The organism is Pontiella desulfatans (assembly GCF_900890425.1).
In the GTDB taxonomy this organism is placed as follows: domain Bacteria; phylum Verrucomicrobiota; class Kiritimatiellia; order Kiritimatiellales; family Pontiellaceae; genus Pontiella; species Pontiella desulfatans.
Genome location: NZ_CAAHFG010000001.1, coordinates 215,283 through 239,364 on the forward strand (window position 1 = coordinate 215,283; position 24,082 = coordinate 239,364).

The 24,082-nt window shown below is 56.1% G+C and carries 24 protein-coding genes; 21 read left to right on the forward strand and 3 right to left on the reverse strand.

Translation table 11 applies throughout. The features are described from left to right. The first annotated feature begins 56 nt into the window (after positions 1–56). A complete protein-coding gene (locus E9954_RS00875; RefSeq protein WP_136077372.1) occupies positions 57–2,567 on the forward strand; it encodes a right-handed parallel beta-helix repeat-containing protein in 2,511 nt (836 codons plus the stop codon). Between the two features lie 255 nt (positions 2,568–2,822). Here the strand turns inward: E9954_RS00875 and E9954_RS00880 are convergent, their stop codons facing one another. Next, positions 2,823–4,136 carry a DEAD/DEAH box helicase gene (locus E9954_RS00880; protein ID WP_136077373.1) on the reverse strand — a complete coding sequence of 438 codons (1,314 nt, stop codon included), beginning with the start codon at positions 4,134–4,136 and terminating at the stop codon, positions 2,823–2,825. Positions 4,137–4,233: 97 nt separating this feature from the next. On the opposite strand from E9954_RS00880, the gene E9954_RS00885 reads away from it, so the two are divergent. From E9954_RS00885 to E9954_RS00945, 13 genes are all read left to right on the forward strand, one after another. Then, positions 4,234–4,695: a YceD family protein gene (locus E9954_RS00885; RefSeq protein ID WP_136077374.1), complete on the forward strand. Its 462-nt coding sequence runs from the start codon at positions 4,234–4,236 to the stop codon at positions 4,693–4,695. A gap of 18 nt (positions 4,696–4,713) precedes the next feature. Continuing rightward, positions 4,714–4,902 (forward strand): 50S ribosomal protein L32, encoded by a 189-nt coding sequence (rpmF, locus tag E9954_RS00890; RefSeq protein WP_136077375.1) that lies wholly within the window; start codon positions 4,714–4,716, stop codon positions 4,900–4,902. Positions 4,903–4,905: 3 nt separating this feature from the next. Continuing rightward, positions 4,906–5,916: a phosphate acyltransferase PlsX gene (plsX, locus tag E9954_RS00895; protein WP_136077376.1), complete on the forward strand. Its 1,011-nt coding sequence runs from the start codon at positions 4,906–4,908 to the stop codon at positions 5,914–5,916. A 20-nt stretch (positions 5,917–5,936) separates the two neighbouring features. Continuing rightward, a complete protein-coding gene (locus E9954_RS00900) occupies positions 5,937–6,929 on the forward strand; it encodes a beta-ketoacyl-ACP synthase III (protein ID WP_136077377.1) in 993 nt (330 codons plus the stop codon). After that, positions 6,929–7,834 carry an ACP S-malonyltransferase gene (gene fabD / locus E9954_RS00905; RefSeq protein WP_136077378.1) on the forward strand — a complete coding sequence of 302 codons (906 nt, stop codon included), beginning with the start codon at positions 6,929–6,931 and terminating at the stop codon, positions 7,832–7,834. Before E9954_RS00900 ends, fabD begins: the two co-directional genes overlap by 1 nt. Before the next feature lie 9 nt (positions 7,835–7,843). Then, entirely contained in the window at positions 7,844–8,587 is a 744-nt protein-coding gene (gene fabG, locus E9954_RS00910) for a 3-oxoacyl-[acyl-carrier-protein] reductase (RefSeq protein ID WP_136077379.1), read from the forward strand. 37 nt (positions 8,588–8,624) lie between these two features. Continuing rightward, a complete protein-coding gene (locus E9954_RS00915) occupies positions 8,625–8,861 on the forward strand; it encodes an acyl carrier protein (protein WP_136077380.1) in 237 nt (78 codons plus the stop codon). A gap of 87 nt (positions 8,862–8,948) precedes the next feature. Continuing rightward, the gene (fabF, locus tag E9954_RS00920; protein ID WP_136077381.1) at positions 8,949–10,193 is read left to right on the forward strand and encodes a beta-ketoacyl-ACP synthase II; all 1,245 of its coding nucleotides are present in this window, start codon (positions 8,949–8,951) and stop codon (positions 10,191–10,193) included. Between the two features lie 103 nt (positions 10,194–10,296). Then, entirely contained in the window at positions 10,297–10,803 is a 507-nt protein-coding gene (rfaE2, locus tag E9954_RS00925; protein ID WP_222846997.1) for a D-glycero-beta-D-manno-heptose 1-phosphate adenylyltransferase, read from the forward strand. A 3-nt stretch (positions 10,804–10,806) separates the two neighbouring features. Next, a complete protein-coding gene (locus tag E9954_RS00930) occupies positions 10,807–11,100 on the forward strand; it encodes a nucleotidyltransferase family protein (protein WP_136077383.1) in 294 nt (97 codons plus the stop codon). Then, positions 11,093–11,467 carry a HepT-like ribonuclease domain-containing protein gene (locus E9954_RS00935; protein ID WP_136077384.1) on the forward strand — a complete coding sequence of 125 codons (375 nt, stop codon included), beginning with the start codon at positions 11,093–11,095 and terminating at the stop codon, positions 11,465–11,467. Before E9954_RS00930 ends, E9954_RS00935 begins: the two co-directional genes overlap by 8 nt. Position 11,468: 1 nt before the next feature. Beyond that, complete coding sequence (rfaD, locus tag E9954_RS00940) at positions 11,469–12,437, forward strand: ADP-glyceromanno-heptose 6-epimerase (RefSeq protein ID WP_136077385.1); 969 nt, start codon at positions 11,469–11,471, stop codon at positions 12,435–12,437. Positions 12,438–12,554: 117 nt separating this feature from the next. Beyond that, a complete protein-coding gene (locus tag E9954_RS00945; protein WP_136077386.1) occupies positions 12,555–13,802 on the forward strand; it encodes a cation:proton antiporter domain-containing protein in 1,248 nt (415 codons plus the stop codon). Here the strand turns inward: E9954_RS00945 and E9954_RS00950 are convergent, their stop codons facing one another. Both E9954_RS00950 and E9954_RS00955 read right to left on the reverse strand, forming a co-directional pair. Next, a complete protein-coding gene (locus E9954_RS00950) occupies positions 13,803–14,027 on the reverse strand; it encodes a hypothetical protein (protein WP_136077387.1) in 225 nt (74 codons plus the stop codon). A 211-nt stretch (positions 14,028–14,238) separates the two neighbouring features. Continuing rightward, on the reverse strand, positions 14,239–15,462 hold the full coding sequence (locus E9954_RS00955) for a DDE-type integrase/transposase/recombinase (RefSeq protein WP_136077388.1): 1,224 nt from the start codon (positions 15,460–15,462) through the stop codon (positions 14,239–14,241). A 279-nt stretch (positions 15,463–15,741) separates the two neighbouring features. Here E9954_RS00955 and E9954_RS00960 point away from each other — a divergent pair, with 279 nt between their 5' ends. From E9954_RS00960 to E9954_RS00990, 7 genes are all read left to right on the forward strand, one after another. Continuing rightward, entirely contained in the window at positions 15,742–18,564 is a 2,823-nt protein-coding gene (locus E9954_RS00960; RefSeq protein ID WP_136077389.1) for a tetratricopeptide repeat protein, read from the forward strand. Next, the gene (locus E9954_RS00965; protein ID WP_136077390.1) at positions 18,564–19,445 is read left to right on the forward strand and encodes a tetratricopeptide repeat protein; all 882 of its coding nucleotides are present in this window, start codon (positions 18,564–18,566) and stop codon (positions 19,443–19,445) included. Before E9954_RS00960 ends, E9954_RS00965 begins: the two co-directional genes overlap by 1 nt. Positions 19,446–19,470: 25 nt before the next feature. Continuing rightward, positions 19,471–20,244 carry a MotA/TolQ/ExbB proton channel family protein gene (locus E9954_RS00970; RefSeq protein WP_136077391.1) on the forward strand — a complete coding sequence of 258 codons (774 nt, stop codon included), beginning with the start codon at positions 19,471–19,473 and terminating at the stop codon, positions 20,242–20,244. Positions 20,245–20,296: 52 nt separating this feature from the next. Then, positions 20,297–20,701, forward strand: a complete 405-nt coding sequence (locus tag E9954_RS00975; RefSeq protein WP_136077392.1) for an ExbD/TolR family protein — start codon at positions 20,297–20,299, stop codon at positions 20,699–20,701. Positions 20,702–20,704: 3 nt separating this feature from the next. Next, on the forward strand, positions 20,705–21,139 hold the full coding sequence (locus tag E9954_RS00980; protein ID WP_136077393.1) for an ExbD/TolR family protein: 435 nt from the start codon (positions 20,705–20,707) through the stop codon (positions 21,137–21,139). A gap of 144 nt (positions 21,140–21,283) precedes the next feature. Next, positions 21,284–22,489, forward strand: coding sequence for a hypothetical protein (locus E9954_RS00985; RefSeq protein ID WP_136077394.1), 1,206 nt, complete (start codon positions 21,284–21,286; stop codon positions 22,487–22,489). 170 nt (positions 22,490–22,659) lie between these two features. Then, positions 22,660–23,925 (forward strand): hypothetical protein, encoded by a 1,266-nt coding sequence (locus E9954_RS00990; RefSeq protein WP_136077395.1) that lies wholly within the window; start codon positions 22,660–22,662, stop codon positions 23,923–23,925. The last annotated feature ends 157 nt before the right edge of the window (positions 23,926–24,082 follow it).

Here is a 24,082-nt window from a genome sequence, read left to right on the forward strand (position 1 = left end):
TGTGGTTGCATATCGCCGGCATGGGGCTGGTGGTGTCAACGAAAGGGAATTAGGGTATGAAGAACATCATTTGTTTGTTGGGATTGATATTCGGACTGGCAGTGAATGGACTGGCAATCACGCATTATGTGGACATTGGGAGCACGAATGCTTCTTCGCCATATGATTCTTGGGAAACGGCGACAACCAATATCCAGAATGCTGTGGATATTGCTGGAAGCAATGATTTAATCGTGGTTGCTGCCGGGCACTACATGTTGTCGTCTGAGATTTTAGTAACCAATGACATTGTCATCCAGTCCATCAACGGGCCGGATCTGACCATTGTCGATGGAGGAGGAAGCAATCGTTGCTTTAACCTCGGTTCGACAGCTTGCATGGTTGAAGGATTCACGATTTCCAATGGTTATCATGCAATCGATGGTGGTGGAGTTGATGCATTAACGGCTGACGCGGTTTTAACTAATTGTGTGATCGTGGCGAATGTTGCTGGTGACGATGGGGGAGGGGTGAGAAGGTGCACGCTTTTCGATTGTATCGTTGCCGACAACCAAGCCGGAGACATGGGTGGGGGTGTATTCTACTCCAACTTGGAAGGCTGTTCTGTTGAGCGCAACTTTGCTGGAGACCATGGTGGCGGCATCCACTTTGGATCTGCAAACTATGCCACGAACTGCATAGTCATCGACAATGAAACGCTGGCCAATGGCGGCGGGGTCAAGAACGGTACGGTTCATAACTCCACTATCGCCCGCAACAAAGCAGCACGAGGCGGCGGGGCTGACTTCGCAACTCTCCAAGGATGTTCCATTTACGGTAATACTGCTACGGGCGATGGCGGTGGGGCGAACAACTGCAATGTCTACAGTTGTACCATTGTGGATAACCAAGCTTATGATGGGGGTGGGTTGTTAGATGCTCGCGTCTCTGGTTTTATGGCATTCAATACCATTATCTTCGGGAATGTTGCATTGTCTGGTGAGCTGGACGAAGTCAAGTTTCTCAACGGAGAGACAGAAACGAATGCTGTGTTTTCTTGTTGCTGCTCCGACCTGACCCCGGGAGTCAACGGCAACATTACGAATGCTCCATTGTTGGCTTCCTATACGCATCTTTCATTTCTGTCGCCCTGTATCGGTGCGGGAATCGCTACAAAGCTGCCTGCGATCGATGTCGATGGACAGTCGTGGCTCAATCCGCCCTCTATCGGATGCGACGAATATCATGGGCCGGACACGGTTGCCGGCCATGTGTCCGTGTCTGTTGGAGCCGTTCCGCTTTGCCTTGTGACGGATACGCAACTCAAATTGACTGGCGAAATATATGGTGCGGCTACGATGCATGTGTGGAATCTTGGCGATGAAGCGATGATCACAAATAACCTTTTCCCCTCACATGCCTGGGCGTCCACCGGAACCTATGAAATTGTGCTCTCGGTCTTCAATGATTCCTATCCCGGCGGAATCTTTGCAACACAGTCCATTGCGGTGGTAGCAACGGAGGATATAGATTCCGATGGGTTGTTGAATACCGACGAAGAAATGATTGGTTCGGATCCATGGAATCCTGATTCAGATGGGGATGGCTTGCTGGATGGCGCAGAAGTGCATACACATGAAACTTCACCTACGTCGGCGGATACTGATACCGATGGAATGCCCGACCAGTGGGAACTCGACAACGGCTTTGATCCAACTTCTGGTGGGGCTGGGGATGCCGTAGGGAATGCCGATGGCGATGGCCTCAACAATCTGCAGGAATACCAGGCCGGAACCGATCCCCATGATTCGGACACGGACGACGATACGCTCGATGATTATGTGGAACTGAACATTTCAAATACCAATCCGCTTCAGCCCGACTCCGATTTTGATGGCTTGGGGGACGAGGTCGAGAATGTAGAGCAGGATTATGGAAAAACTGACCCGAGCGACTCAGATTCAGACGATGACGGGATTCTTGATGGTGCGGAAGTCGCTGCCGGAACCGATCCGCTCGATGCCGATTCGGACGACGATGGGCTGATCGATGGAGAGGAATCCTCGCATCGTACTAATCCGCTCGATGCCGACTCCGACAACGACGGACTGAACGACGGTGTAGAAATCGCCACCGGAACTCTGCCGTTAAATCCGGACTCCGATGGCGACGGGGCATTGGACGGTTGGGAGCATGCTAACGGCTACGATCCGCTTGATCCGAGCGACGATCCAGACAAGGACGATGACGGAATCACGGATACGTGGGAAACAACGCACTTCGGCCTCATCTCCAACTGCGATCCGGAAGGCGACACAGACGGCGATCTCTACACCAACCTTGAGGAATATCAGAACGGAACCGATCCGAACGCGATCAGCCTCTACATTGCGGAATATCCGGCCATAGAGATTTCATGGAAGGCGATGGCTGGAAGCAACTATGTTGTACAGATGTCCACCAACCTTACTGGAGACAGTTGGAGCAATGTCAGCGATGTCGTAACCGGAGAGGGCGGGCGCACCGGCATATCCTTCCCTACGCGCGACGCGGAGAGCAAAACCTTCCGTGTGTTGATCTTGCCATAGGTTCTTTGTGCTAAAGATCGATTAAGCAAGGCCGACCTATGTCCGCAGGTCGGCTTTCATCTGTCGGCTATTCTTAAATTAAAGTATAATTTACTCGGAATAGTCAGCGGTAATGGTCGATCCCGGTCGATGGCGAAAAACGCTTCTTCCGCGTTAAGGCTGTGGAATAAGCCAACTGCAATGAATGCCCCGGTCGATGGCTTTCCATTGGCCGGGGCTTTGCTCTTTCCACGTTAATCCGCGTAGACCTGCGGGCTATTTCTTTTTCTTGGGATTGCGGCGGGCGTTTTTCTTGGGGGAGTCGGGTTTGGCGTGGAGCTTGTTTTGTTCGCCGGGGGTGAGGCGCCAGGTGGTTTGTTCGCGGATCCTGCTGACGTGCTTCTGTTTGTCGGGCGTGTGCTTGGATTTGACGTTCCCGGAATAGTTTTTGACCTGCTCGCTGTGGAAGGGGTGGTCATCGACGACCTCGATGTCTTCGTTGAGGTGGGCGAGGATGTCGCGCAGGTAGCCCTTTTCGGAGGGGTCGCAGAAGGTGAGCGCCTTGCCGGAGGCGCCGGCGCGGGCGGTGCGGCCGATGCGGTGGACGAAGGTTTCGGGTTCGTTGGGCAGGTCGAAGTTGATGATGTGGGAAATGTTTTCGATGTCGATGCCGCGCGCGGCGAGGTCGGTGGCGATCAGGACGGGGGTTTCGCCGGATTTGAAGGCTTCGAGGATGTTCTGCCGATGGCGCTGTTCCTTTTCGCCGTGCAAGACATCGACGGGTAGGTGCTGCTTTTTCATGCTCTCGGTGAGGCGGTCGGCCCCGCGGCGGGTGCGGCAGAAGATGAGAATGCGTTCGTATTCCAGGCGTTGGAGGAGCCAGCTCAACAAAACGTTCTTGTTGTTCTTTTCCACGTAGTAGAGCGATTTTTCGATGTTTTCGGCGGCGGCGGAGACGGGGTCGCTCGAAATGTGCATGGGCTTGTGGAGGATGCCGGTGGCCAACGATAGGGCTTCGCGGGGCATGGTGGCGGAAAAGAAGAGCGCCTGGCGGGTTTGCGGCAGCATCGGGGCGATTTTGCGGATGTCGGGCGCGAAGCCCATGTCGAGCATGCGGTCGGCCTCGTCGACCACGAAGATCTCGACCTGGTCGAGCCTTAGGGCCTTGCGGTCGATCAGGTCGAGCATGCGCCCCGGGGTGGCGATCAGGATGTCGACCCCTTCGCGCAGGGTGAGGATCTGGTTTTCGTATTCGGTTCCGCCGTGCACGAGCAGGGTGGTTAGATCGGTGTGGGCGGAAAACTTCCTGATGTTTTCCTGTAGTTGGATCGCCAGCTCGCGGGTGGGGGAGAGGATCAGCGATCGCACGCGGATTTCGCGGGCGGCCGTCCAGGTTTCGAGCAGGCGCTGGATGAGCGGGAGGGCGAAAGCGGCGGTCTTGCCGGTGCCGGTGCGGGCGCAGCCAATGATGTCGCGCCCGGTCTGGATGGCGGGGATCGCCTTCGCCTGGATCGGGGTGGGTTCGGTGAAGCCGGCATCGGCGATGGCGCGCAGGATTTCTTCGTTTTGAATGAGGTGCGAAAATTGCATGGGGAGGAACGTACAGGGGAAACGTGGAACTTGAAACTTGAAACTTGAATCCAATTACCGACTATTACGCCCTGATCAACAGGCAGGGAGCAACGATATGAAGATTCTAGTGGCACGGATTCCGGAGGAAGGCTCGAACTATGAGGGCGACGATCCGGGGGATATTTTGCAGGTGGAGGGGGAGCAATTCATCAAAAACCCGGGTGATGTGCACTATGAACTCTATGCCCAGCGGGTTTCGGATGAGCTGGTCGTGCGCGGAGCGCTGGAGGTTGGGCTGGATTTGCAGTGCGCAAGATGTTCGCAATTTTTCTCGACAACGGTAGGGGTTTCCGATTTTCTACGCGCTTATCCCGCCCCAGATGGCACCGATTCGGTGGATATTACGGATGATTTGCGGGAAGAACTCCTGTTGCATGTGCCGGGTTTTCCGGTGTGCAACGACGAGTGTAAAGGGGTTTGCCCCCGGTGTGGGGCTGATCTGAACAAGGGCTCCTGCGAGTGTGAGGACGAGGAACGTCCGAGCGCCTGGTCGGCGCTGGATGGATTGAATTTATAGATGTGAAGGAGGATTGCGATGGCAGTTCCAAAGAGAAAAACTTCTAAAAGCAAGTCAGCAAGCCGCAAGGCACAGAACACCAAGAAGCCGGTTGCCCGCGCTTCTTCCTGCTCCCAGTGCGGAGCTCCGGCCCAGCCGCATCATGCGTGCAAAAGCTGCGGCTACTATAACGGACGCCAGGTGCTCTCGGTTACTACTGAAGAGTAGGCCATGCGTATCTCGATAGATGCGATGGGGGGCGATTTCGCTCCTGCTGAGATCGTCGCCGGATCCCTCCAGGCCGCTGAAAAACTCCAGGGTCTGGAGAAGCTTTATCTGGTGGGTGACGAATCCGCCATCAAGGCTGAACTTGCCAAGCACAAGGGCCCGGTGCCTTCGTGCATTGAAATCGTGCATTGTTCGGAAGTGGTGGGGATGGGCGAATCCCCGGCGGTGGCTATCCGCCGCAAGAAGGATTCGTCGATCACCCGTTCCGTTGAGCTGGTGAGGGATGGCAAGGCCGATGCGGTGTTTTCCGCCGGCAACACGGGGGCTGCGGTTGCGGCCGCCACGTTGAAACTGCGGACGCTTAAAGGCGTCTCGCGCCCGGCCATTGCGACCGTCATGCCAACCCCGAACCAGCCGTTTGTCCTGCTCGATGCCGGAGCCAATCCCGACAGTACGCCGGAGATGATCCAGCAGTATGCCGTGATGGGCACCATCTATTCGCGCGAAATCCTCGGCGTGGAAAACCCCAGCGTGGGGCTTCTGAGCATTGGCGAGGAAGCGGCCAAAGGCAACGAGACCACCAAGAAAACCTTTGGTTTGCTGGAAAAGAGCAATCTCAACTTCAAAGGCAATGTGGAGAGCCGCGATCTTTATGGCGGCAAGGTCAGCGTGGCCGTGTGCGACGGTTTTGTGGGCAACGTGGTGCTGAAAACCAGTGAAGCGGTTGCCAGCATGATCGGCAACTGGCTCAAGGATATGTTCAAGCGGAACATATTCCGGATTCTGGGTTATTTTTTAGCTCGCGGAGTTTTCAAGGAGATGCGCAAGCACGCCGATCCGCACAGTTATGGCGGCGCACCGTTGCTGGGGGCGAATGGCGTGGTGATCATCGGCCATGGGTCGTCGACCGCCTTTGCGACCCTGAACGGCATCCGGGTGGCCACCGAAGCGCTTGATCATGACGTAAACCATTTGATTGAAGCTGAACTTCAGAGTATAACCACCCAATCTTAGTATTTTCACGGAACGCTTGCATGGAACCGAAACGTACAGTTTCAATTATTGGAACGGGATCGTATGTGCCTGAAAAGGTGCTGACGAACCACGATCTTGAGGAGATGGTCGACACCTCCGACGAGTGGATCCACTCCCGTACCGGTATGCGCGAGCGCCATATTGCCGCGGAAAACCAGGCCGCATCCGACCTCGGGGCCGAAGCCGCCCAAAAGGCCTTGGCCGACGCCGGAATCCGTGCCGACGAAATCGATCTCATTGTCGTTGCAACGCTCTCCCCCGATATGTTTTTCCCCAGCACCGCCTGCTTTGTGCAGGAAAAAATCGGTGCAAAAAACGCGTATTGCTACGACCTCGGCGCGGCCTGCTCGGGCTTTCTCTATGCGCTGGACAATGCCAAGAACCAGATTGCCAGCGGTGCGGTTGAAACCGCCCTGGTGATCGGTACGGAAAAAATGAGCGCCTTCCTCGATTGGGAAGACCGCACCACCTGCATTCTTTTCGGCGACGGAGCCGGGGCGGCGGTGTTGCGCGCCAGCGACGAAGGCCGGGGCATCATGAAATCCGTGATGGGTTCCGATGGCTCCCTGGCCGAGCTGCTCCAGACTCCGGGCGGCGGCAGCCGCAACCCGATGACCCACGGGATGCTCGACCAGAAGCAGCAATTCCTGAGGATGCAGGGGCGCGATGTGTTCAAGCACGCCGTCACCCGCATGACCGAATCCGTTGTCCAGGCCTTGGAAAAGAACGGCGTTTCGGCGGACGAGGTTAAATGCTTCATTCCGCACCAGGCCAATATCCGCATCATCGATGCCATTGCGAAGCGCCTCAAGGTTGCCGACCGCATGTATACCAATGTCGATAAATACGCCAACACCTCCTCGGCCGCCCTCGCGATTGCGCTGGACGAGGCCGTAAAGGATGGAACCATTGCCAAGGGCGACCTGGTTGTCCTGACCGTTTTCGGTGGAGGCTTCACGTGGGGCGCAAATGTTTTGGAGTGGGGGAAGTAATGAAAAGAGCAATTGTTTTTCCGGGGCAAGGTTCCCAGGTGGTCGGAATGGGCAAGGATCTCGCGGATGCGATTCCCGAGTGCAAGGCGCTGTTCGACCAGGCCAACGAAATCCTCGGCTACGACCTCGCCGGCATCTGTTTCGAAGGGCCGCAGGAGGAACTCAACAAGTCCAACCATGCCCAGCTTGGAATTTTTGTTGCCAGCGCGGCGGCTTTCAAGGCCTTGGAGCTCAAGCAACCCGGTCTCGAATACGACGTTCTCGCCGGGCACAGCCTCGGTGAATGGACGGCGCTGCATATTGCTGGCGTGGTTGGCTTCGAGGATGCCATCAAGATATTGAAGGCCCGCGGCGAATTCATGCAGGCCGCCTGCGTCGAGAATCCGGGCGCCATGCTGGCCGTGATGAACCTCGATGGCGACAAGCTCGTCGAAATCGCCACCGAAGCCGGTTGCAACGTGGCCAACTTCAATTCGCTGGCGCAAACCGTTCTTTCCGGCACGGCCGAATCCATCGATAAGGCCGAGGTGCTTTGCCAGGAGGCCGGCGCCAAGCGTTCCATCCGCCTTCCGGTTGCCGGCGCGTTCCATTCGCCGCTGATGCAGCCTGCCGCCGACCGGATGGATGCCTTCCTCGCCGATGTCGAATTGGCCGCGCCCAAGGTTCCTGTGCTTTCCAATGTTACCGCCGATGTGCATGAGGCTGCCGCGATTCGCGGCAACATGGTCAAGCAGATCACGTCTTCCGTGCAGTGGGTCTCCTCCGTCCAAAAGCTGGTTGCCGACGGCGTGGAGGAAATCGTCGAATGCGGTCCGGGCAAGGTTTTGGCTGGACTTATAAAGCGTATTGACAAGAGTGCGGCAGTCCGTAACATCGGCCAACTTTCCGATTTAGAAAACCAATAGGGGAACACCATGTTTGAATTGAACGATAAAGTCGCAATGGTAACCGGCGCCGCCCGCGGGCTGGGCCAGGCCATTGCCGTCAAGCTGGCCGAAGCCGGCGCCGATATCGCCCTGTGCGATCTCAACGCCGAATGGCTCGAGGAGACCGCAGGCAAGGTCAAGGCGATCGGCCGCAAGGTTGAATGCTATGGCGTGAATGTGGCCGACGGCGACAGCGTGACCGAAGGCGTAAAGGCCATCACCAAGGATTTCGGTAAAATCGACGTACTGGTTAACAATGCCGGCATCACCAAGGACGGCCTGCTCATGCGCATGAGCGAGGACGATTGGGATGCGGTGCTCAACGTCAACCTCAAAGGCGTGTTCCTTTGCACCAAGGCGGCCATGCGCGGCATGATGAAGCAGCGTTCCGGAACCATCGTGAACATTGCCTCCGTGATCGGCTTGATGGGCAACGCCGGCCAGGCCAACTATGCGGCCTCCAAGGGCGGGGTGATTTCCTTCAGCAAGACCGTCGCGAAGGAGCTGGCATCGCGCAACGTGCGTTGCAACGCGGTTGCCCCGGGCTTCATCCGCACGGCCATGACCGATGCGCTGGATGAAGAGGTGCAGGGCAAGATGAAGGAGCTGATTCCGCTCAACCGTTTCGGCGAGCCGGAAGATGTTGCGAACGTAGTACTGTTTTTGGCTAGTGATGCCTCCGCGTATGTTACAGGACAAGTCCTCTCGACATGCGGCGGCATGGTAATGTAACACTTGTTGTGTAAACCTAGGAATAAGGAGAATAGAAATGGCACTTGCAGATAAAGTTAAAGATATCATCGTTGAGCAACTCGGCGTTAATGCGGATCAGGTTGTTGAAGGTGCTTCCTTCATCGAAGACCTCGGAGCGGATTCCCTCGACACCGTGGAGCTGGTTATGGCGTTCGAAGAAGAATTCGGTGCGGAAATCCCGGATGAAGATGCTGAAAAGCTGACTTCCGTTGGCGGCGTCATCAGCTACCTGACGGAAAAGGGTTTCGAGTAAACCCAGCTGAAGTTTTTATAGTGGCCGGAACTGCCCCGAACGGGTGTTCCGGCCATTTCAGCATTAAATACGATCGAGGTTCGGAGCATGAGTGGACGTAAAGTTGTAGTTACCGGTTTGGGCGTGGTTTCGCCTGTCGCAAGCGAGCTTGATAGGTTCTGGGAAGGCATCAAGAACGGCAAGTCTGGCATCTCCCGTGTCCAGGGCATGGATGATATCGATCAGTATGCCGTACAGATCGCCGGCGAGATTCGCGATCTGGACATCGATAAATACGTTGAGCCAAAGGAGGCCCGCAAGATGGATCCGTTTTCCATCCATGGGGTGGCCGCTTCCTCCATGGCCATCGAGGATGCCGGGCTCGATCCCGAAGCGGTCGATTCCGAGCGGGTTGGTGTCATCGCGAGTTCAGGCATCGGTGGCATGCAGTTCATGCAGGAGCAGTGCCTGCGCGCATACAAGGGTGGTCCGCGCCGCGTTTCGCCCCAATTGATTCCCCAGATGATCACCAATATCCTCTCCGGATATGTATCCATCAAGTATGGCTTTAAAGGCCCCAATTTCTGTGTCACCAGCGCTTGCGCGTCCGGCACGCACTCCATCGGCGAAGCGATGCGCATCATCCAGTATGGCGATGCCGACGTGATGATCGCCGGTGGTTCCGAGGCATCCGTGGCGATGCTCGGCGTTGCTGGTTTTTCCGCCCTGCGCGCAACCAGCCGCCGCAACGACGACCCCGAAGCGGCTTCCCGTCCGTTCGATATGGATCGCGATGGATTCGTGATGTCGGAGGGATCAGGCATTGTGGTGCTCGAATCCGAAGAGCACGCCTTGGCCCGTGGCGCAAGAATCTACTGCGAAGCCGCCGGCTATGGCCGCACCGGCGATGCCTACCACATCACCGCCCCGGCGGAAGAGGCTGTTCAGGCCGGCCGCGGCATGTCGCTCGCCATCAAGGATGCCGGGCTTTCTCCGGCCGATATCGACTACATCAACGCGCACGGCACCTCCACGCCGTATAACGACAAGGGCGAAACCCTTGCCATCAAGCGCGCATTGGGCGAAGAGCTTGCCTACAAAGTGGCGGTCAGCTCCACCAAGTCGATGACCGGTCACATGCTCGGCGCGGCCGGCGGTGTTGAAGCGGCCATCATGGCGCTCGCCATCCGCGATGGCATTGCCCCGCCAACCATCAACTACACCACGCCCGATCCCGAATGCGATCTGGACTACGTCCCGAACGTCGCGCGCGAGATGCAAATCAACGCCGCGCTCAGCAACTCGCTCGGCTTCGGTGGCCACAACGCCACGCTGTGCTTCAAGAAATACTAGCGGCGGGCCATATCGGCAACGCAAAGGCATCCCGTTCCGGCGGGGTGCCTTTTGCTTTTTACAGCTTTCAATGGAAAGGCGAAAACGGCATCGTTCAGAACTTATGAGAAACTTAGAAGACAAGATTTTGACGAAGGCCGAAATGCTGGCCGAGCGGGCAAGGCTAAAGGAGCAGGGGACGGTGGTTTCGTTTACCAACGGCTGTTTCGATATTTTGCATCCCGGCCATGTGACCTATCTCCAGTTTGCGCGGCAGCAGGGCGATGTACTGGTGCTGGGCATGAATTCCGATGCCTCGGTGAAGCGTAACAAGGGCGACGACCGCCCGATTGTCTGCGAGGAAGACCGGGCAAGCGTGGTCGCCGCGTTGGAGTGCATCGACTATGTGGTGCTGTTCGACGAAGACGAACCGCGCGAGCTCATCGCCGAGCTGCTACCCGATGTGCTGGTGAAGGGCGAGGATTGGGCGCACTATGTTTCCGGTCGCGAGGAGGTCGAGGCCGCCGGCGGCAAGGTGGTGTTGGCGAAGATGGTTGAAGGTCGCTCCACCACCAATGTGATCGGCAGGATTTTGGAAGTGTATGGGAAGGAAGCTAATCAGCAGGGTTGAACTATGATTGCCCGAGAGCAGGTGTTGGATTCGTTAAGAAGCTTTAAGGAAGAGGCCGGGGTTCGGTTTGGAATCGAGTCGCTGGGCATCTTTGGTTCGGTTGCAAGGGGGCTGGTCGCCGATGATAGCGATGTGGATGTTGTTGTGAAGCTTGCAACTCCTAATCTCTTCACGTTGTCGCGTCTGCGCATCGAGCTGGAGGATCGGATCGGTCAGCATGTGGATTTGGTGAGCTATCGATCAAGGATGAACTCATTTCTGAAAGAGCGCATTGATCAAGAGGCCTGCTATGTCTGATCCTAAACTTGTGCTTGAGATCCTTGCGCAAATTGAAGGTGCCGCTCTTCGGGTCGAGCGGCGTTTTTCGAAAGTGGATTCTGCGGACGTCTTTCTTGATTCGGAGGAGGGGTTGGAGCGGTTGGATGCCATCTGCATGCAGTTGATTGCGATTGGCGAAAGCTTGAAGAATCTTGATAAAGTTACCGGACGGGAACTCCTGCCGATGTATCCAGAGGTGGAGTGGAAAGGTGCGATGGGGATTCGGGATATCATTACCCACCACTATTTCGACCTGGACGCCGAGGCGGTGTTCGATGCTTGTGAGAGCGATATCCCTGTGCTGGTTAAAACGATTCAGAGGATGCGGAAGGATTTGGAGGAATAGGATGGCTATTAAATATATTGTAACGGGCGGGGCCGGGTTTATCGGCAGCAACATTGTCAAGGAGCTGAATGCGCGGGGCGAGGACGATATCCTGATCGTCGATTCGCTGGGCATTGGCGAAAAATGGAAGAATCTGGTTGGCCTGAAATACGAGGACTACCTCGACAAGGGCGACCTGTTCACGGTGCTGGCGGATGGTCTGCTGGCGGATGTGGAGGCGGTCTACCACCTGGGTGCGTGCAGCGCGACAACGGAAAAGGATGCCGACTATCTGGCCGAAAACAACTATGGCTACACCCGCGCGCTGTGCGAGGAGTGCCTGGCGCACGGTGTCCGCTTTGTCTATGCCTCGAGTGCGGCGACCTATGGCGACGGCAACCTGGGCTATTCGGATGCCGACGAGGAGACGCCGAAATACAAGCCGCTGAACATGTATGGATATTCGAAGCACATGTTCGACCTCTGGGCGTTGAAGGCGGGGGTGGCCAGCCAGATTGCGGGCATGAAATATTTCAACGTCTATGGCCCCGGCGAGGCGCACAAGGACGATATGCGCTCGGTGGTTCACAAGTCCTACTACCAGATCCTCGAGACGGGCGAGGTGAAGCTGTTCAAGTCGCACCGACCCGACTACAAGGATGGAGAGCAGGTGCGCGACTTTGTCTATGTGAAGGATGCCGTGAAGCAAACCCTGTGGTTCGGCGAAAACAGGGATGTGGGCGGTGTGTTCAACTGTGGCACAGGTACCCCGCGCACCTGGGTGGATCTGGTTTCGTCGGTATTCAAGGCCATGGGGCGCGAGCCGAATATCCAGTTCATCGACATGCCGGAGCATCTACAGGGCAAATACCAGTACCACACCCAGGCCGACCTCTCGAAGCTGCGCGCCGCCGGATATGATGCCGGATTCACCGCGCTCGAAGACGGCGTGGCCGATTACGTTCAAAACCATTTGATGAGTGAGGAATGAAGCCTTCAGTCCCTCGCAAGGGTGACATCCATTTGCACGATCGTGCAAATGGATGTCACCCTTGCAGGATTGGGGGATGAGGTTTTTTTGCTTCTGGAACCTTAATTCTTAATTTCCATGGCTGTTAGCATTGCGGAGATGATCCTGCTGGGATTGCTGGTGGACTGGGTGTTCCGCAAGTTGCGGCTACCCGGCCTGCTGGGCATGCTGCTGCTCGGTGTCCTCTTTGGCCCGTATGTGCTCGATCTGCTGGAGCCGGGATTCCTGGCGGCATCCTCCGACCTGCGGATGATCGCGCTGATCATTATCCTACTGCGCGCCGGATTCGAATTGAGCCGCGATGTTCTGAACCGGGTGGGGGTGCAGGCCCTGCTGATGTCGTTTGTTCCCGGTATGCTGGAGGGCGGGACGATCGCCCTGCTTGGCCCGAGGTTTCTGCCGCTGACGCATCTGGAGTCGGCGATGCTCGGTTTCATTGTTGCGGCGGTGTCGCCGGCGGTGGTGGTGCCGATGATGATCCATTTCATCGAACGCCGCATGGGGGCGAAAAAAGGGATTCCAACCATGATTCTCGCGGCGGCTTCGCTGGATGACGTGGTGGCCATCGTCATCTTTTCGGTTTTTCTGGGGTTCTATACGGGATCGTCGGAAAACGTGTTGGTGAAATTTGCAGGGATTCCTCTCTCCATCATTGCGGGGATCGGGGCGGGTTTGCTGATTGGCTGGCTGTTGTTGAGGCTGTTTGAAAAGTTTAATCCGCGCGCCACGAAGCGCACGATGATTGTGATCGGTGTTTCAATCCTGTTGGTTCGCTTCGAGCATCTCCTTGCCGGGGTGGGGCTACCGTTTGCGGCCCTGCTTGCGGTCATGGCAACGGGATTCATTATTTTGGAAAAACGGGAGCATATGGCCCACGAGATCTCCTCCAAGCTGGGGAAGCTTTGGGTGTTTGCTTCGATCATGCTTTTTACGTTGGTGGGGGCGCAGGTGGATGTTTCGCTGGCATGGAGTACGGGCTTGGCGGGGCTGGCCTTGATCGTGTGCGGTTTGATTGCTCGTAGCATGGGGGTGATGCTCTCGCTCATCGGAAGTCCGCTGAATGGGCCTGAACGCTTGTTCGCCGTGGTTTCCTATTGGCCGAAGGCCACGGTTCAGGCGGCGATGGGGGCGGTTCCACTAATGGCCATGAAGAAGGCGGGAATGCAAACCGCTGCCGGGGAGGTCATTCTGGCGGTTTCCGTGCTGAGCATCGTTTTCACCGCGCCTCTCGGGGCTCTCGCCATCAAGTGGGTAGGCGAACGGGCCTTGGCATCCGATCCGGGCGCAGACCGCGCCGCACTCGATGCCGTCTCTGACAGCCGCTGATTAGTAGTAGCCGTAGCCATAGGGCGAGGGAATGCCGAATTCCCGCAGTGGCATCTTGTCGCCAAACAGCAATATCAGCTTGAAGAGCAGACCTAGCACAGCCAAAATTGCCAGTATTCCCCAAAAACTTTTTTCGTGCAGCAGGTTCACGCAGATGTGGGTAATCTTGACTCCTTCATCGTGAATCAGGTGCGTCCAGTTCCGGATTGTTGATACAGTATGCATTTTGTCCTCCTTTCCCATGATGTTGGACATTAATGAGATGTGATTGTTCAGTTTCGGGACGCGATGCGATGCTACGTTTTTGTCGGGAATCCGGGGGCGCGAGTTGGTTGTCCAACGCGCGATATGGTGTTGTTTTCGGAAGGGAACACGGCGCGTTGCCTCAAAAATAAATGACACCGTAGAGGTGCGGATGAGGAGTCGTTTGACTGCATTAATGGGTACCCTCTAATTCGGGGGTTGTCAAGGTGGGGAGGCAGTCGGGGAACCCGGGTTCCCCGACTGCGGCGGACTCGCCGGTTTTCTTCATTTTTTCGATCTTGCGACGTCGGCGCTGGATGCGATTGCCCAGCTCGAAAGGGTCGAGCGTTTCGTATTCGCGTTGCAGAGCAGCCTCCTGTTGTTCGCCAAGGATGCCGCTGACCTTCAGGCGGTCAAAGGGCGTGGCGGGGGCATCGTATTTCTTTTTGTACCGGCTTTTGACGCGAACCTTGCTTTTTAGCTTGAACGAGGGTTTGAAGAAGTTGTTGAGCCGTTCCCAGTCGCGGTAGAGTGCGTTGAGCTCTCTGATCATGGCCGGGTTGTCGAGCCGGTCGTAGCCGAGCAACTCGCGCACGTGCGTCCAGTTCTTTTGTTCGACATGGGCGTTGTCGTTCTTGTGGTACGGTCTGCTGCGTGTAAAACAGACGGGCTGTTTGCGTTGCAGGAAGTAGCGCGTGAGATGGTGGTTGAGGAACTCGCTGCCGTTGTCGCAGTCGAAGCCCAGGATGGCGAAGGGCAGCTTGTTTTCCACGTCGTGGGTTTGGTGCATCACGCCTTCAGCGCCTTTGTTCCAGACCGCGCGGGTTACCGTCCAGGTGCTTATGATGTCCGTATAGGTGATCGACCAGATGAAGTCCCCGCTCATCGATCCGCCACAGTGGGCTACTGTGTCGGCTTCGAGATAGCCGGGCCGGTCGATGTCCTCGGTGGAGGTGCGGATTGGGATCTGATTCTTGAGCAGCGAGCCGGGCTTGGTACCGGTATTGCGCCTTCGCTGGTACTGCGCTTTGAAGGGTTTGAGCACCCGGTCGATGCTTGCCGGGCTGATTCTCAGTAGCTTTTCACGGCATTCGGTCGATAGCGGTTCGTAATGTTTTTCATAGTGCTTCAGCCAATGTGGCATAGCAGGCTTGAGGCGCTTCCCGCACAGTTGTCCAGAACGAAGCCACAGAGTTTTGAGGGTCTTGCGCAATTCAGCAGAGTCGTACTCGCCTTTGCGGCCGCGTTTGCCCCTGGAGGGCGTAAACGAGTCGTTGAGCAGCTTGGTGGCATGCTTGCGATCATAGCCGCATACCGCGCATACTTCATCGAGCAACCGGGTCTTGTAGGCCTTTTCCGCGCGCCTATAGCGGCGTTTTTGTACCGCGATGTATTCCATTCTGGTTTCGCAACTCATCTCTTTCATCCTCCCTGTATACAGGGTGTGATTTTTTGTGAGTCAACGAATCCTTTCCGCCCGCATCCTATCGGATGCTTCGGTGTCATTTAATTTGAGGCAACTCGCACGGATGTTTTTTGCGTCTTATTGGCTTGAAAAGTTCCTTAGTGAATGTAGGTTGTTACGAATCGCACATGTTGTGCGCCAGGTTCGGCCTTGGTGGCGCAATGGTCAGGAAGGAGCGGCACATGGGGTCGCTCGGTTATTTTTATAGTCATAGTGTTTGAGGGGTAGTTTATGAAGCTTTACCACCGTTTTCGTGGAAACCAGGTGCAGACGGCGATTTTGGCCGTTGCTTTGATTGCCGGTGTTGCGTCGGCGCAAGATTACGGCACCTTGGGTATTTCCGATGTCGTGGCCTCCGCCGACCGCATGTTGCAGCGCGGCGATTACCGGGGTGCAATTCCCGCCCTTGAAGAGGTGATCCGCCGAACGGAGTCGCTCGACGATCCGCAGGGCATGGATACCTGCCAGACCTGCCGCTTCCAGCTGGCCCGGTCCCTGTTCCAGTCGGGCGACGTGCCCGCCGGAATGGCCGTGCTCGAAAAGTACCTCGCCAGCCAGCCGCTCAAGAAAGAGCGCATGGCGCTTCGCATGATGGCGCAGGGCTTCTTCGACACGCAGGAATGGCCGAAGATCGAAGAGATCGCCAATCGTCTGCTCGCATTGCCGGACTTGGAGAGGGAAGACCTATACAACGCCAACCTGTTGCTCGGCCAGGCGCTGTTCCGTCAGGAAAAGTGGGCCGAGAGTGTGAAGCCCCTTGGCTATGCCGCCGACTACTCCAAGGAAGAGCGCGTGAAGGCGCTCTGCCAGATCATGGTGGTCCGCGCGCTGGTGGAAGCCGAAAACTGGCGCGAGCTGTTTGGCTGGATTCCGAAGATCTACCGTACCGATTCCAAATACGACATCTCCCTCAACCTGACGCTCATGAAGGCCGGTAAGGCCCGCTTCGAGGACGACGATTTCCTCAACGCCCTGCTGCTATACCGCATGGTGCTGCCGCGTGAAAAATTGATCGATTTCTCTGAAAACAAAGTACGCACCCTGACCCAGAAGCTCGAGGCCGACAAGAAGACCGGCATCAAGGAGGAAGAGGTCAAGGAGCGCGATACCGAGATTGCCGACCTCCGCGAGTCCATGAAGACCCTCAACGATCTCCCGCCCTATGAGGATGAGGTAACCTTCCGCATTGGCCAGATCTATGCCGAGGTGAAGCGCTACTGGGAAGGTTATGTGCTGTTCGACAAGCTCTACCGCCAGGATCGCACCAGTGAAATCGGCGAAGCCTCGATGCTTCAGTCGGTGCTGATTCTCTACGACGTGCAGGAAATCCCGCGTGCCGAAGAACGCATCATCAAGTATCTCGAAGAGCGCCCGGACGGCCAGTATGCACGCACCCTGCTTTCGATGATGGTTCGCGACAACCTCGTGAAGCAAAATTTCGACCGCGTGGTTGAACTCCAGAAATATGTCGAGGGGCTGCCGGCCACCAGCGATCCGGATGAACTCTCCCTTCAGGCCGACCTGCACTACATGCTCGCCTTTGGCTATTTCCAGAAGAAGGACTACAAAACCGCCGGCAGCCAGTTCTCGGTCATCATCAAGGATCATCCCAACAGCACCCATTTCAACGACGCGCGCTACTACCGCGGCATGACCTACATGCTCCAAGCCAACTATGCCGACGCGTTGGCCGATTTCCTCGCCTACCAGGAAAAGAACGAGCACGGCGAACATTTCGCGGCGTCCATGTTCCGCGAAGCCGTCTGTAAGTTCGGCCTGGAACAAATCCAGGAATCCGAAGCCGCCTTCACCCGCTTCATCGACGCCTTCCCGGACGACGTGCTCGTTTCGGAAGCGCACTCCATGCGCGGCGATATCGAGGCCTCCAAGGAAGCCACCAACGAAGATCCCTACACGCTGGACCGCGCATTGGCCGACTACCGCAAGGGCATCGACAAGGCCACCACCGATCTCCAGGCATCCTACCCGGCCTTCAAGGCGGCCGAGGTCTATAAGCTTGAGTTCAAATGGCAGGAAATCATCGACCTGATGAACTACTACATGGATCGTTGGGAAGAAAAGGCCGATGTGGCCGAAGCCACCTTCTGGATCGGGCAGTCCCAGATCGAGCTCGGGCAGGTTTCCGAGGCGGTCGAGGCCTACCTTAACGCAATCGAACGCTTTGGTAACGATCCGACCAAACAGGGGGTCGACAAGATCATCCTGGAGCTCGTCAAAGTGTCCAGCTACCACCTCTCCGACGAAGACCGCGAAGGCCTCGCCATCAAGATCAAGCTCAGGCTTACCAGTATTGATGAGCGCGAGCAGGTGCTGAAATTGCGTCTCCGTATCACCCAGGCCATGCTTCAGGGTGAAGAAGTTGCCGCGGCCCTCGGCGCCGAGCTGCTGGAGTCCAAACTCGAACTCACTCTGGCCTCCCCGGCGGCGCTGGCCCTGATGTGCGATGCCGCAGTGGCCACCGGCAACACGGTTGAGATGGAACGGCTGGGTAGCTATTTCCTCGAAAACTTCGAGGATTCAGAAATGCTGTGGCACGCCTACCGTGCCCAGACCTTCAAGTTCCTGGCTCAGGAAAACTATAAGGATGTCCTTTGGACGATCGACGAGGCGCAGGGCATGTTCGGCGCCGAACCCCACATGGGTTGGGCGCAGATCATCAAGGCTGACACGTTGTTCAAGATGAAGAAATACGACGAAGCCTTCGAAGCCTACAACATGTGCATGGGCGTTGCCGAATGGCGCGGGCCCATCTTTGCTGAAGGCATGTTCGGCATGGGCAGTTGCGCGCTGGCCCAAGAGGACATTGAAAAGGCGCATTCCTTCTTCCAGCGCACCTATCTGCTCTTCAAGGGGTATGCCGACGGCGACTGGGCGGCCAAGGGCTACCTTGCCGCAGCGGACTGCCTGATCAAGCTCGGTCGCGAGGAAGACGCGGTCAACACGCTCAAGGCCATGCTTGAGGACGAATACACGAACACCAACCCGCTTGCGGAAAAAGTTCGCGAACAGCTTAAGAAACTAGGGGTACAATAATGAACAAACCTTTTTTTGCCATGGCGCTCACAGCGCTCATTGCCGCCACGGTTTCCGTAGATGCGGCACAGCTCAAATGCAAGCTGGTCATGCCCGGCGACAAATCGTGGGACGGCGCGATCGTTGGTCGCGACGGAGACTGGATCGAATTTTCCACAGGGGCCGGCAAACGTCCGATCCGCGTCGGTGCTTCGACCATCAAGGAGCTCGAGTTCGATGTGAATATCGACCAGGACAAGCTCAACGAAATGAACCGCAACCGCGAATACGAGCGGGTTATTTCGGCGCTTGACCGCATTATGGCCCCGTACGCGGAATTCAGCGACATCCCGTCGAACCTGTCTCAATACAATGCGTTGCTGATGGAGCTGCACTACAAGGTCAAAGACTACGACAAAACGCTGGACTTCGCCGGAAAGCTGGCCGGAGACGACCGCGATCCCGAGCTGCAGGAGCAGGCACGCTTCTACCAGGCGCTGGCCTACATCGATGCGGGCCGTGCCGATGAAGCCCAGGCGTTGATGGCCAAGTATGGCTGGGACCAGAACGTGGGCGAAGACGCTCCGCCCGAAAAACTCTATATCATGGCGAAGCTGATGGCCCTGAAAAAGGATTATGCCTCGGCCATGGAGCTGGTGGCGAAGATTATTGCCTTCAACAGCCAGGATCCCGAGTGGATGCAGCCGGCTGAACTGTTTTGCGCGGAAATCTACACTGAACTCGGCATGTTTGATTCGGCCGAAGAGGTGATCCGCCAGATTTCGCTGTTATACAAAAACACGAATGAGGATGACCAGGCACAGAAGCTTAAGATCCAGATCGAAAAGTTGCGTGCCGAGAAGGAATTACAGGACTCTTTGGAGACGACTGAGGAAGCTTAACCGATAGGAATGAAGGAGAAATACAATGACGAAAAAAATTATTAAACTGGCATTTTGCTTGAGTCTGGTGGCGGCGCCGATCGCCTTCGCCCAGGAAGCAGCCGAGGCGGCCCCCGAGGAAGCAGCAGTTGCGAACGTACAGCAGACCACGTTGTGGCAGATGATCAAGCAGGGTGGTTGGGCCATGTGGCCGTTGGGCCTGATGTCGGTCGGCATGGTCTATTTCATTGTTCAGAACGGTCTGGCATTGCGTGAAAAGGTTTTGCTTCGCCCCGACCTGATCCCGGAATTCATCCAGTTGATGAAGGACAAGAAAATCGTTGAGGCCCACAGCCTCTGCAAAGAAAACGAAACCCTGTTCACCTACGTGTTCCAGGCGGGTCTCGAGCGTTGCTCCACCACCCGCGAAATCAACTTCGGCAAAGTGAAGGAAGGGATCGACGAAGCTTCCACCGAGGAAATCACGTCCTACATGAAGCCGATCGACTATCTTTCCATCATTGGCGCCACCGCCCCGATGCTCGGACTGCTCGGTACGGTATCCGGTATGATCAAGGCCTTCCAGACCATCGGTTCGCAGGGCATGGGTAAGCCGGAAGCACTCGCCGGTAACATTGGTGAGGCCCTCGTAACGACGGCCACCGGTCTGTTGATCGCCATTCCGTCGATGCTGTCCTACTACTATTTCCGGAACAGCTTCATCAAAACCACTGCAACGCTTGGCCGTAACATCGGTGGGCTGCTCGATACGCTCGAAACCGGCGAACTGCCGCTCGGCTTCGAAGAGCATGCTGGGTAGTTTCCGCGGCTTGGAAGCCATTGTCTAGTAACCCTCCAACGCGAGGTGTGGAATGAAAATTAAGTCACCAGCCAGAGATGACGTAAGCATTGACATGGGGCCGATGATCGACCTTGTGTTCCTGCTGCTCATCTTCTTCATGGTCGCTTCCGTCGTCACGGAACTGGAAAAGGTGGAGGTGGAGATTCCCCAATCTTCCCACGCCAAGGTTCCGGAAGACACGAAGGGCAGAATGATGCTCTCGATCGATGCGGACAACCAGGTATACGTGGGTACCCAGCCGGTGGAACTCGAGGAGCTGAAAACGCTCATCGACTCCGAGCTGGATCTGAACCCTGAGTTGCGCATCCTGATTCGCGCCGACCACCGTGTCGAGTACAAGACCTGCAAAGATCTCATGATCGCGTGTGGCGAGGTCGGGGCAACCGACCTCATCTACGCAACCTTCGAGGAGTAAATTATGAAACTTATTGAAGAAATGATGAATAAAAAGGCTGAGCTGGAAATTGCTCCGCTGATTGACGTCGTGTTTCTGCTCCTCATCTACTTCATGGTGACGGCCTCCTTGATCAAGAAGGAAGCAGACCTCTCCTTCATGCTTCCGGCCAAGGTGGACGTGCCTGAGTCGCTCGATCTGCCGATCGAGGTGTTGATCGAGGTTTCCGAGCTCGGCGACATCGTGATTGAAGGCATGGTTTTTGGCAAGGACGAGACCAACCTCGACGACCTGATTGGCCAGCTGCTTTCGCTTAAGGAAGCGGCCGACTCTTCGGGGAGCGAGTTGATCGTCAACATCCTTCCGGCCGACAAGGCCGTGCATGGGCGCATCATCAAGGTGATGGACGCCTGCGCTGCGGCGGATGTGAAGAACATGTCGTTCAGCATGACGATGTAGAAAGAAATAGAAGGGGTGCCGTCATGGCGCCCCTTTCTTTTCTGAAGATGCCCGGTCGCTCGGGCATTTTTTATGAATAATCCAAAGAAACCCCGGCGTGCAACCGTATCCTTGATGGAACGATGCACGCAATAGGTGGAAACCATGTCAGACCAAAAACAAAAGAAACGTTATTTTGCAAAACACGCGAAATCAAGTGCGGCACTCATCAGCCTCGGTATCCATGCCGTCCTGATTCTGGTTGCCGTATCCTTCGTGGCGGTTACCGTCATCCAGAAGGAAGATCAAAAGTTTGAATACAAGAAAGTCAGCCGTCCGAAGCAAAAACTCAAGAAACTGCAGGTGCCGGTGAAGGTGAAGAAAAACAAGCCGAAGCCGAAGCTGCGAAAGCGCGTGGTGGTTAAGGATGTGAAACGCAATACCCCCGAATTCAAGATGCCCGAGATTACCGGCGTCAAGGGAGGCGTGGCTGGCATGGGCGATGGCGGTGGAGTTGAAAGCATCGGCTTTTCCATGCCGGAAATGGACTTCTTCGGGGCCAAGGCCAAGGGCGAAAAGGTTTGCTTCGTGGTGCACTTTGGCCCGGCGACGATTGGACCGACCCCTTTTGACCGCATGACCGGCCTGACCATCCGCAATCGTTTGGTGGACTTGGTGGAGGGGCTGCCGGAATACACCCTTTTTAATGTGACGAGCTACTGGGCTAGCGACTGCTGGGCCATGGAGCCGAACATGCAGCTCGCCACCCCGGCCAACAAGCAGAAAGTCAAGGAGTGGATGGCTCCCGTCAACCCGCTCGAAGGCAATTATCAGCACTGCTTCGCCGGTAAGCCCAAGTCGGTCGATAATGCCCGCGGAAAATATCCGACCAAGGTGACCGGACTTCCATCCTATGCGCCGAAGTGGGTTTATCCCTACGCGGTTCCCGGCAACCTCGTCCAGAAGTATGCGGCCACGGCGAAAGGCGGAATCATGCACTGGGGCCGCGGTGTCGCCTGGGCCATCCTCGAGCAAAAGCCCGACACGATTTTCGTTCTGACCACCAACTATATCGATGGTTGGGGCAGCGGCAGCAAGGGGCAGCCTTCCAAGATGGCGGCTTCCCTTAAACAAATGTGCACCGATTCCTATGGGCCGGACCGAAAGAAATGGCCGACCATCAACATCGTTGTCCTCACCAAGGCGGGCAAGGATTCCCAAGGGGCCGGAAACGTGTTGAATGCGCAGTTTGGGCCGATTTGGAAGGGGTTCAATGCCGACGGCTCGGTGATTGACGATATCAAGAAGTTCATGAATGAAGAAGAACGGGATCTGTACCGCAAATACCAGTCCCAGTACGGCAGCAAATAACCCGCAATTGTCGCCGGATGAATTCCCCCTTATTCGTCGAGGTGTTTATTTATGCTTAAGGGAAGCTTCGGATTGAATTTGGCCGATGATGTGCTAGCTTACCATCTTTTTCAAGAAGCCCTGTGCGGTCGCTATTGAAGGGCCGTTTCCCGTCGACCAGAGGAAAAGCAATGACAGAGAAAAGACCTAAAAAGCGATTTTTCGCCAAACATGCCAAATCCAGCGCAGCCCTAATCAGTTTGGGCATCCATGCCGTCCTGGTTCTCGTGGCCGTGTCCTTCGTGGCGGTTACCGTCATCCAGAAGGAAGAACAAAAATTCGAATACAAGAAAGTCAGCCGCCCGAAGCAAAATCTCAAGAAGCTGCAGGTGCCGGTGAAGGTGAAGAAAAACAAGCCGAAGCCAAAGCTGCGCAAACGCGTGGTGGTTAAGGATGTGAAACGCAATACCCCCGAGTTCAAGATGCCCGAGATTACCGGCGTCAAGGGGGGCATGGCCGGCATGGGCGATGGCGGCGGGGTGGAAAGCATTGGCTTCTCCATGCCCGAAATCGACTTTTTCGGCGCCAAGGCCAAGGGCGAATCCATCGTCTTCGTCGTCCACTTCGGTCCGGCAACCATCAGTGCCGGGGGGGGCGGGAACGGCGAGACCAGATATACCCCGTTTTCGCGCATGACCGGCCTGACGATCCGGAACCGGTTGGAGGATCTGGTTGACGGATTGCCGGAATACACCTTGTTCAACGTCATTGCCTATTTTGCGGGCGATGCCTGGGCGATGGAACCCAAGATGCAACTGGCGACGTCGGCGAACAAGCAGAAGGTGAAGGATTGGATGGAACCGGTGAATCCGCTGGAAGGGGATTATCAGTACTGTTTTGCGGGGAAGCCGCCCACGGTTGCCGCCGCCTATAAAAACTATCCGACCAAGGTTGATAAGCTCCCGTTCTACGCCACCAAATGGTGCTATCCCTACTATGTTCCGAGCGAACTGGAAAAAAAATATGCGCCGGATGCGCCCAATGGCTTCATGCACTGGGGACGAGGGGTGGCCTGGGCAATTCTGGAGCAGAAGCCGGATACCATCTTCGTGCTGACAACCAACTACATTGATGGATGGGAAACCGGTGATTCCAAGAAGGGGAACCGGACTCCGGCCCAACCCACCAAGATGGCGAATTCCCTGAAAAAGATGTGCCTGGATGTCTATGGCCCTGATAAGAAAAAATGGCCAACCATCAATGTGGTGGTTCTGGCGAAAGCCGGCAGGGACTCCACTGGGGCCAATCGGGTGCTGAACGATGAATTCGGCCCTATCTGGAAAGGGTTCAAGTCCGATGGATCGGTTATCGATGACATCAAGAAGTTCATGAACAAGGGAGAGCAGGAACTCTACCGCAAATACCAATCCCAGTACGGCAATAAGGAAGGCAATTGATCCTCGCCGATTCCTTCGGATACGCGCCATGGGTTTCCCATGGCGTTTTTTTTGCCGAATTTAGGCGAAGGGATTGAAGGCAACTGGAAATCACCCGCCGAAAACATTTTCCAGACCCCGTGAAAACCGCTATGTTTCGTCGCTAATTTTTCAGGAG

What these genes read in the sequence shown, in the direction of transcription:
- E9954_RS00875 (WP_136077372.1), top strand. Translation starts at nt 57, where the DNA reads ATGAAGAACATCATTTGTTTGTTGGGATTGATATTCGGACTGGCAGTG.
- E9954_RS00880 (WP_136077373.1), bottom strand. Translation starts at nt 4,136, where the DNA reads ATGCAATTTTCGCACCTCATTCAAAACGAAGAAATCCTGCGCGCCATC.
- E9954_RS00885 (WP_136077374.1), top strand. Translation starts at nt 4,234, where the DNA reads ATGAAGATTCTAGTGGCACGGATTCCGGAGGAAGGCTCGAACTATGAG.
- rpmF (WP_136077375.1), top strand. Translation starts at nt 4,714, where the DNA reads ATGGCAGTTCCAAAGAGAAAAACTTCTAAAAGCAAGTCAGCAAGCCGC.
- plsX (WP_136077376.1), top strand. Translation starts at nt 4,906, where the DNA reads ATGCGTATCTCGATAGATGCGATGGGGGGCGATTTCGCTCCTGCTGAG.
- E9954_RS00900 (WP_136077377.1), top strand. Translation starts at nt 5,937, where the DNA reads ATGGAACCGAAACGTACAGTTTCAATTATTGGAACGGGATCGTATGTG.
- fabD (WP_136077378.1), top strand. Translation starts at nt 6,929, where the DNA reads ATGAAAAGAGCAATTGTTTTTCCGGGGCAAGGTTCCCAGGTGGTCGGA.
- fabG (WP_136077379.1), top strand. Translation starts at nt 7,844, where the DNA reads ATGTTTGAATTGAACGATAAAGTCGCAATGGTAACCGGCGCCGCCCGC.
- E9954_RS00915 (WP_136077380.1), top strand. Translation starts at nt 8,625, where the DNA reads ATGGCACTTGCAGATAAAGTTAAAGATATCATCGTTGAGCAACTCGGC.
- fabF (WP_136077381.1), top strand. Translation starts at nt 8,949, where the DNA reads ATGAGTGGACGTAAAGTTGTAGTTACCGGTTTGGGCGTGGTTTCGCCT.
- rfaE2 (WP_222846997.1), top strand. Translation starts at nt 10,297, where the DNA reads ATGAGAAACTTAGAAGACAAGATTTTGACGAAGGCCGAAATGCTGGCC.
- E9954_RS00930 (WP_136077383.1), top strand. Translation starts at nt 10,807, where the DNA reads ATGATTGCCCGAGAGCAGGTGTTGGATTCGTTAAGAAGCTTTAAGGAA.
- E9954_RS00935 (WP_136077384.1), top strand. Translation starts at nt 11,093, where the DNA reads ATGTCTGATCCTAAACTTGTGCTTGAGATCCTTGCGCAAATTGAAGGT.
- rfaD (WP_136077385.1), top strand. Translation starts at nt 11,469, where the DNA reads ATGGCTATTAAATATATTGTAACGGGCGGGGCCGGGTTTATCGGCAGC.
- E9954_RS00945 (WP_136077386.1), top strand. Translation starts at nt 12,555, where the DNA reads ATGGCTGTTAGCATTGCGGAGATGATCCTGCTGGGATTGCTGGTGGAC.
- E9954_RS00950 (WP_136077387.1), bottom strand. Translation starts at nt 14,027, where the DNA reads ATGCATACTGTATCAACAATCCGGAACTGGACGCACCTGATTCACGAT.
- E9954_RS00955 (WP_136077388.1), bottom strand. Translation starts at nt 15,462, where the DNA reads ATGAGTTGCGAAACCAGAATGGAATACATCGCGGTACAAAAACGCCGC.
- E9954_RS00960 (WP_136077389.1), top strand. Translation starts at nt 15,742, where the DNA reads ATGAAGCTTTACCACCGTTTTCGTGGAAACCAGGTGCAGACGGCGATT.
- E9954_RS00965 (WP_136077390.1), top strand. Translation starts at nt 18,564, where the DNA reads ATGAACAAACCTTTTTTTGCCATGGCGCTCACAGCGCTCATTGCCGCC.
- E9954_RS00970 (WP_136077391.1), top strand. Translation starts at nt 19,471, where the DNA reads ATGACGAAAAAAATTATTAAACTGGCATTTTGCTTGAGTCTGGTGGCG.
- E9954_RS00975 (WP_136077392.1), top strand. Translation starts at nt 20,297, where the DNA reads ATGAAAATTAAGTCACCAGCCAGAGATGACGTAAGCATTGACATGGGG.
- E9954_RS00980 (WP_136077393.1), top strand. Translation starts at nt 20,705, where the DNA reads ATGAAACTTATTGAAGAAATGATGAATAAAAAGGCTGAGCTGGAAATT.
- E9954_RS00985 (WP_136077394.1), top strand. Translation starts at nt 21,284, where the DNA reads ATGTCAGACCAAAAACAAAAGAAACGTTATTTTGCAAAACACGCGAAA.
- E9954_RS00990 (WP_136077395.1), top strand. Translation starts at nt 22,660, where the DNA reads ATGACAGAGAAAAGACCTAAAAAGCGATTTTTCGCCAAACATGCCAAA.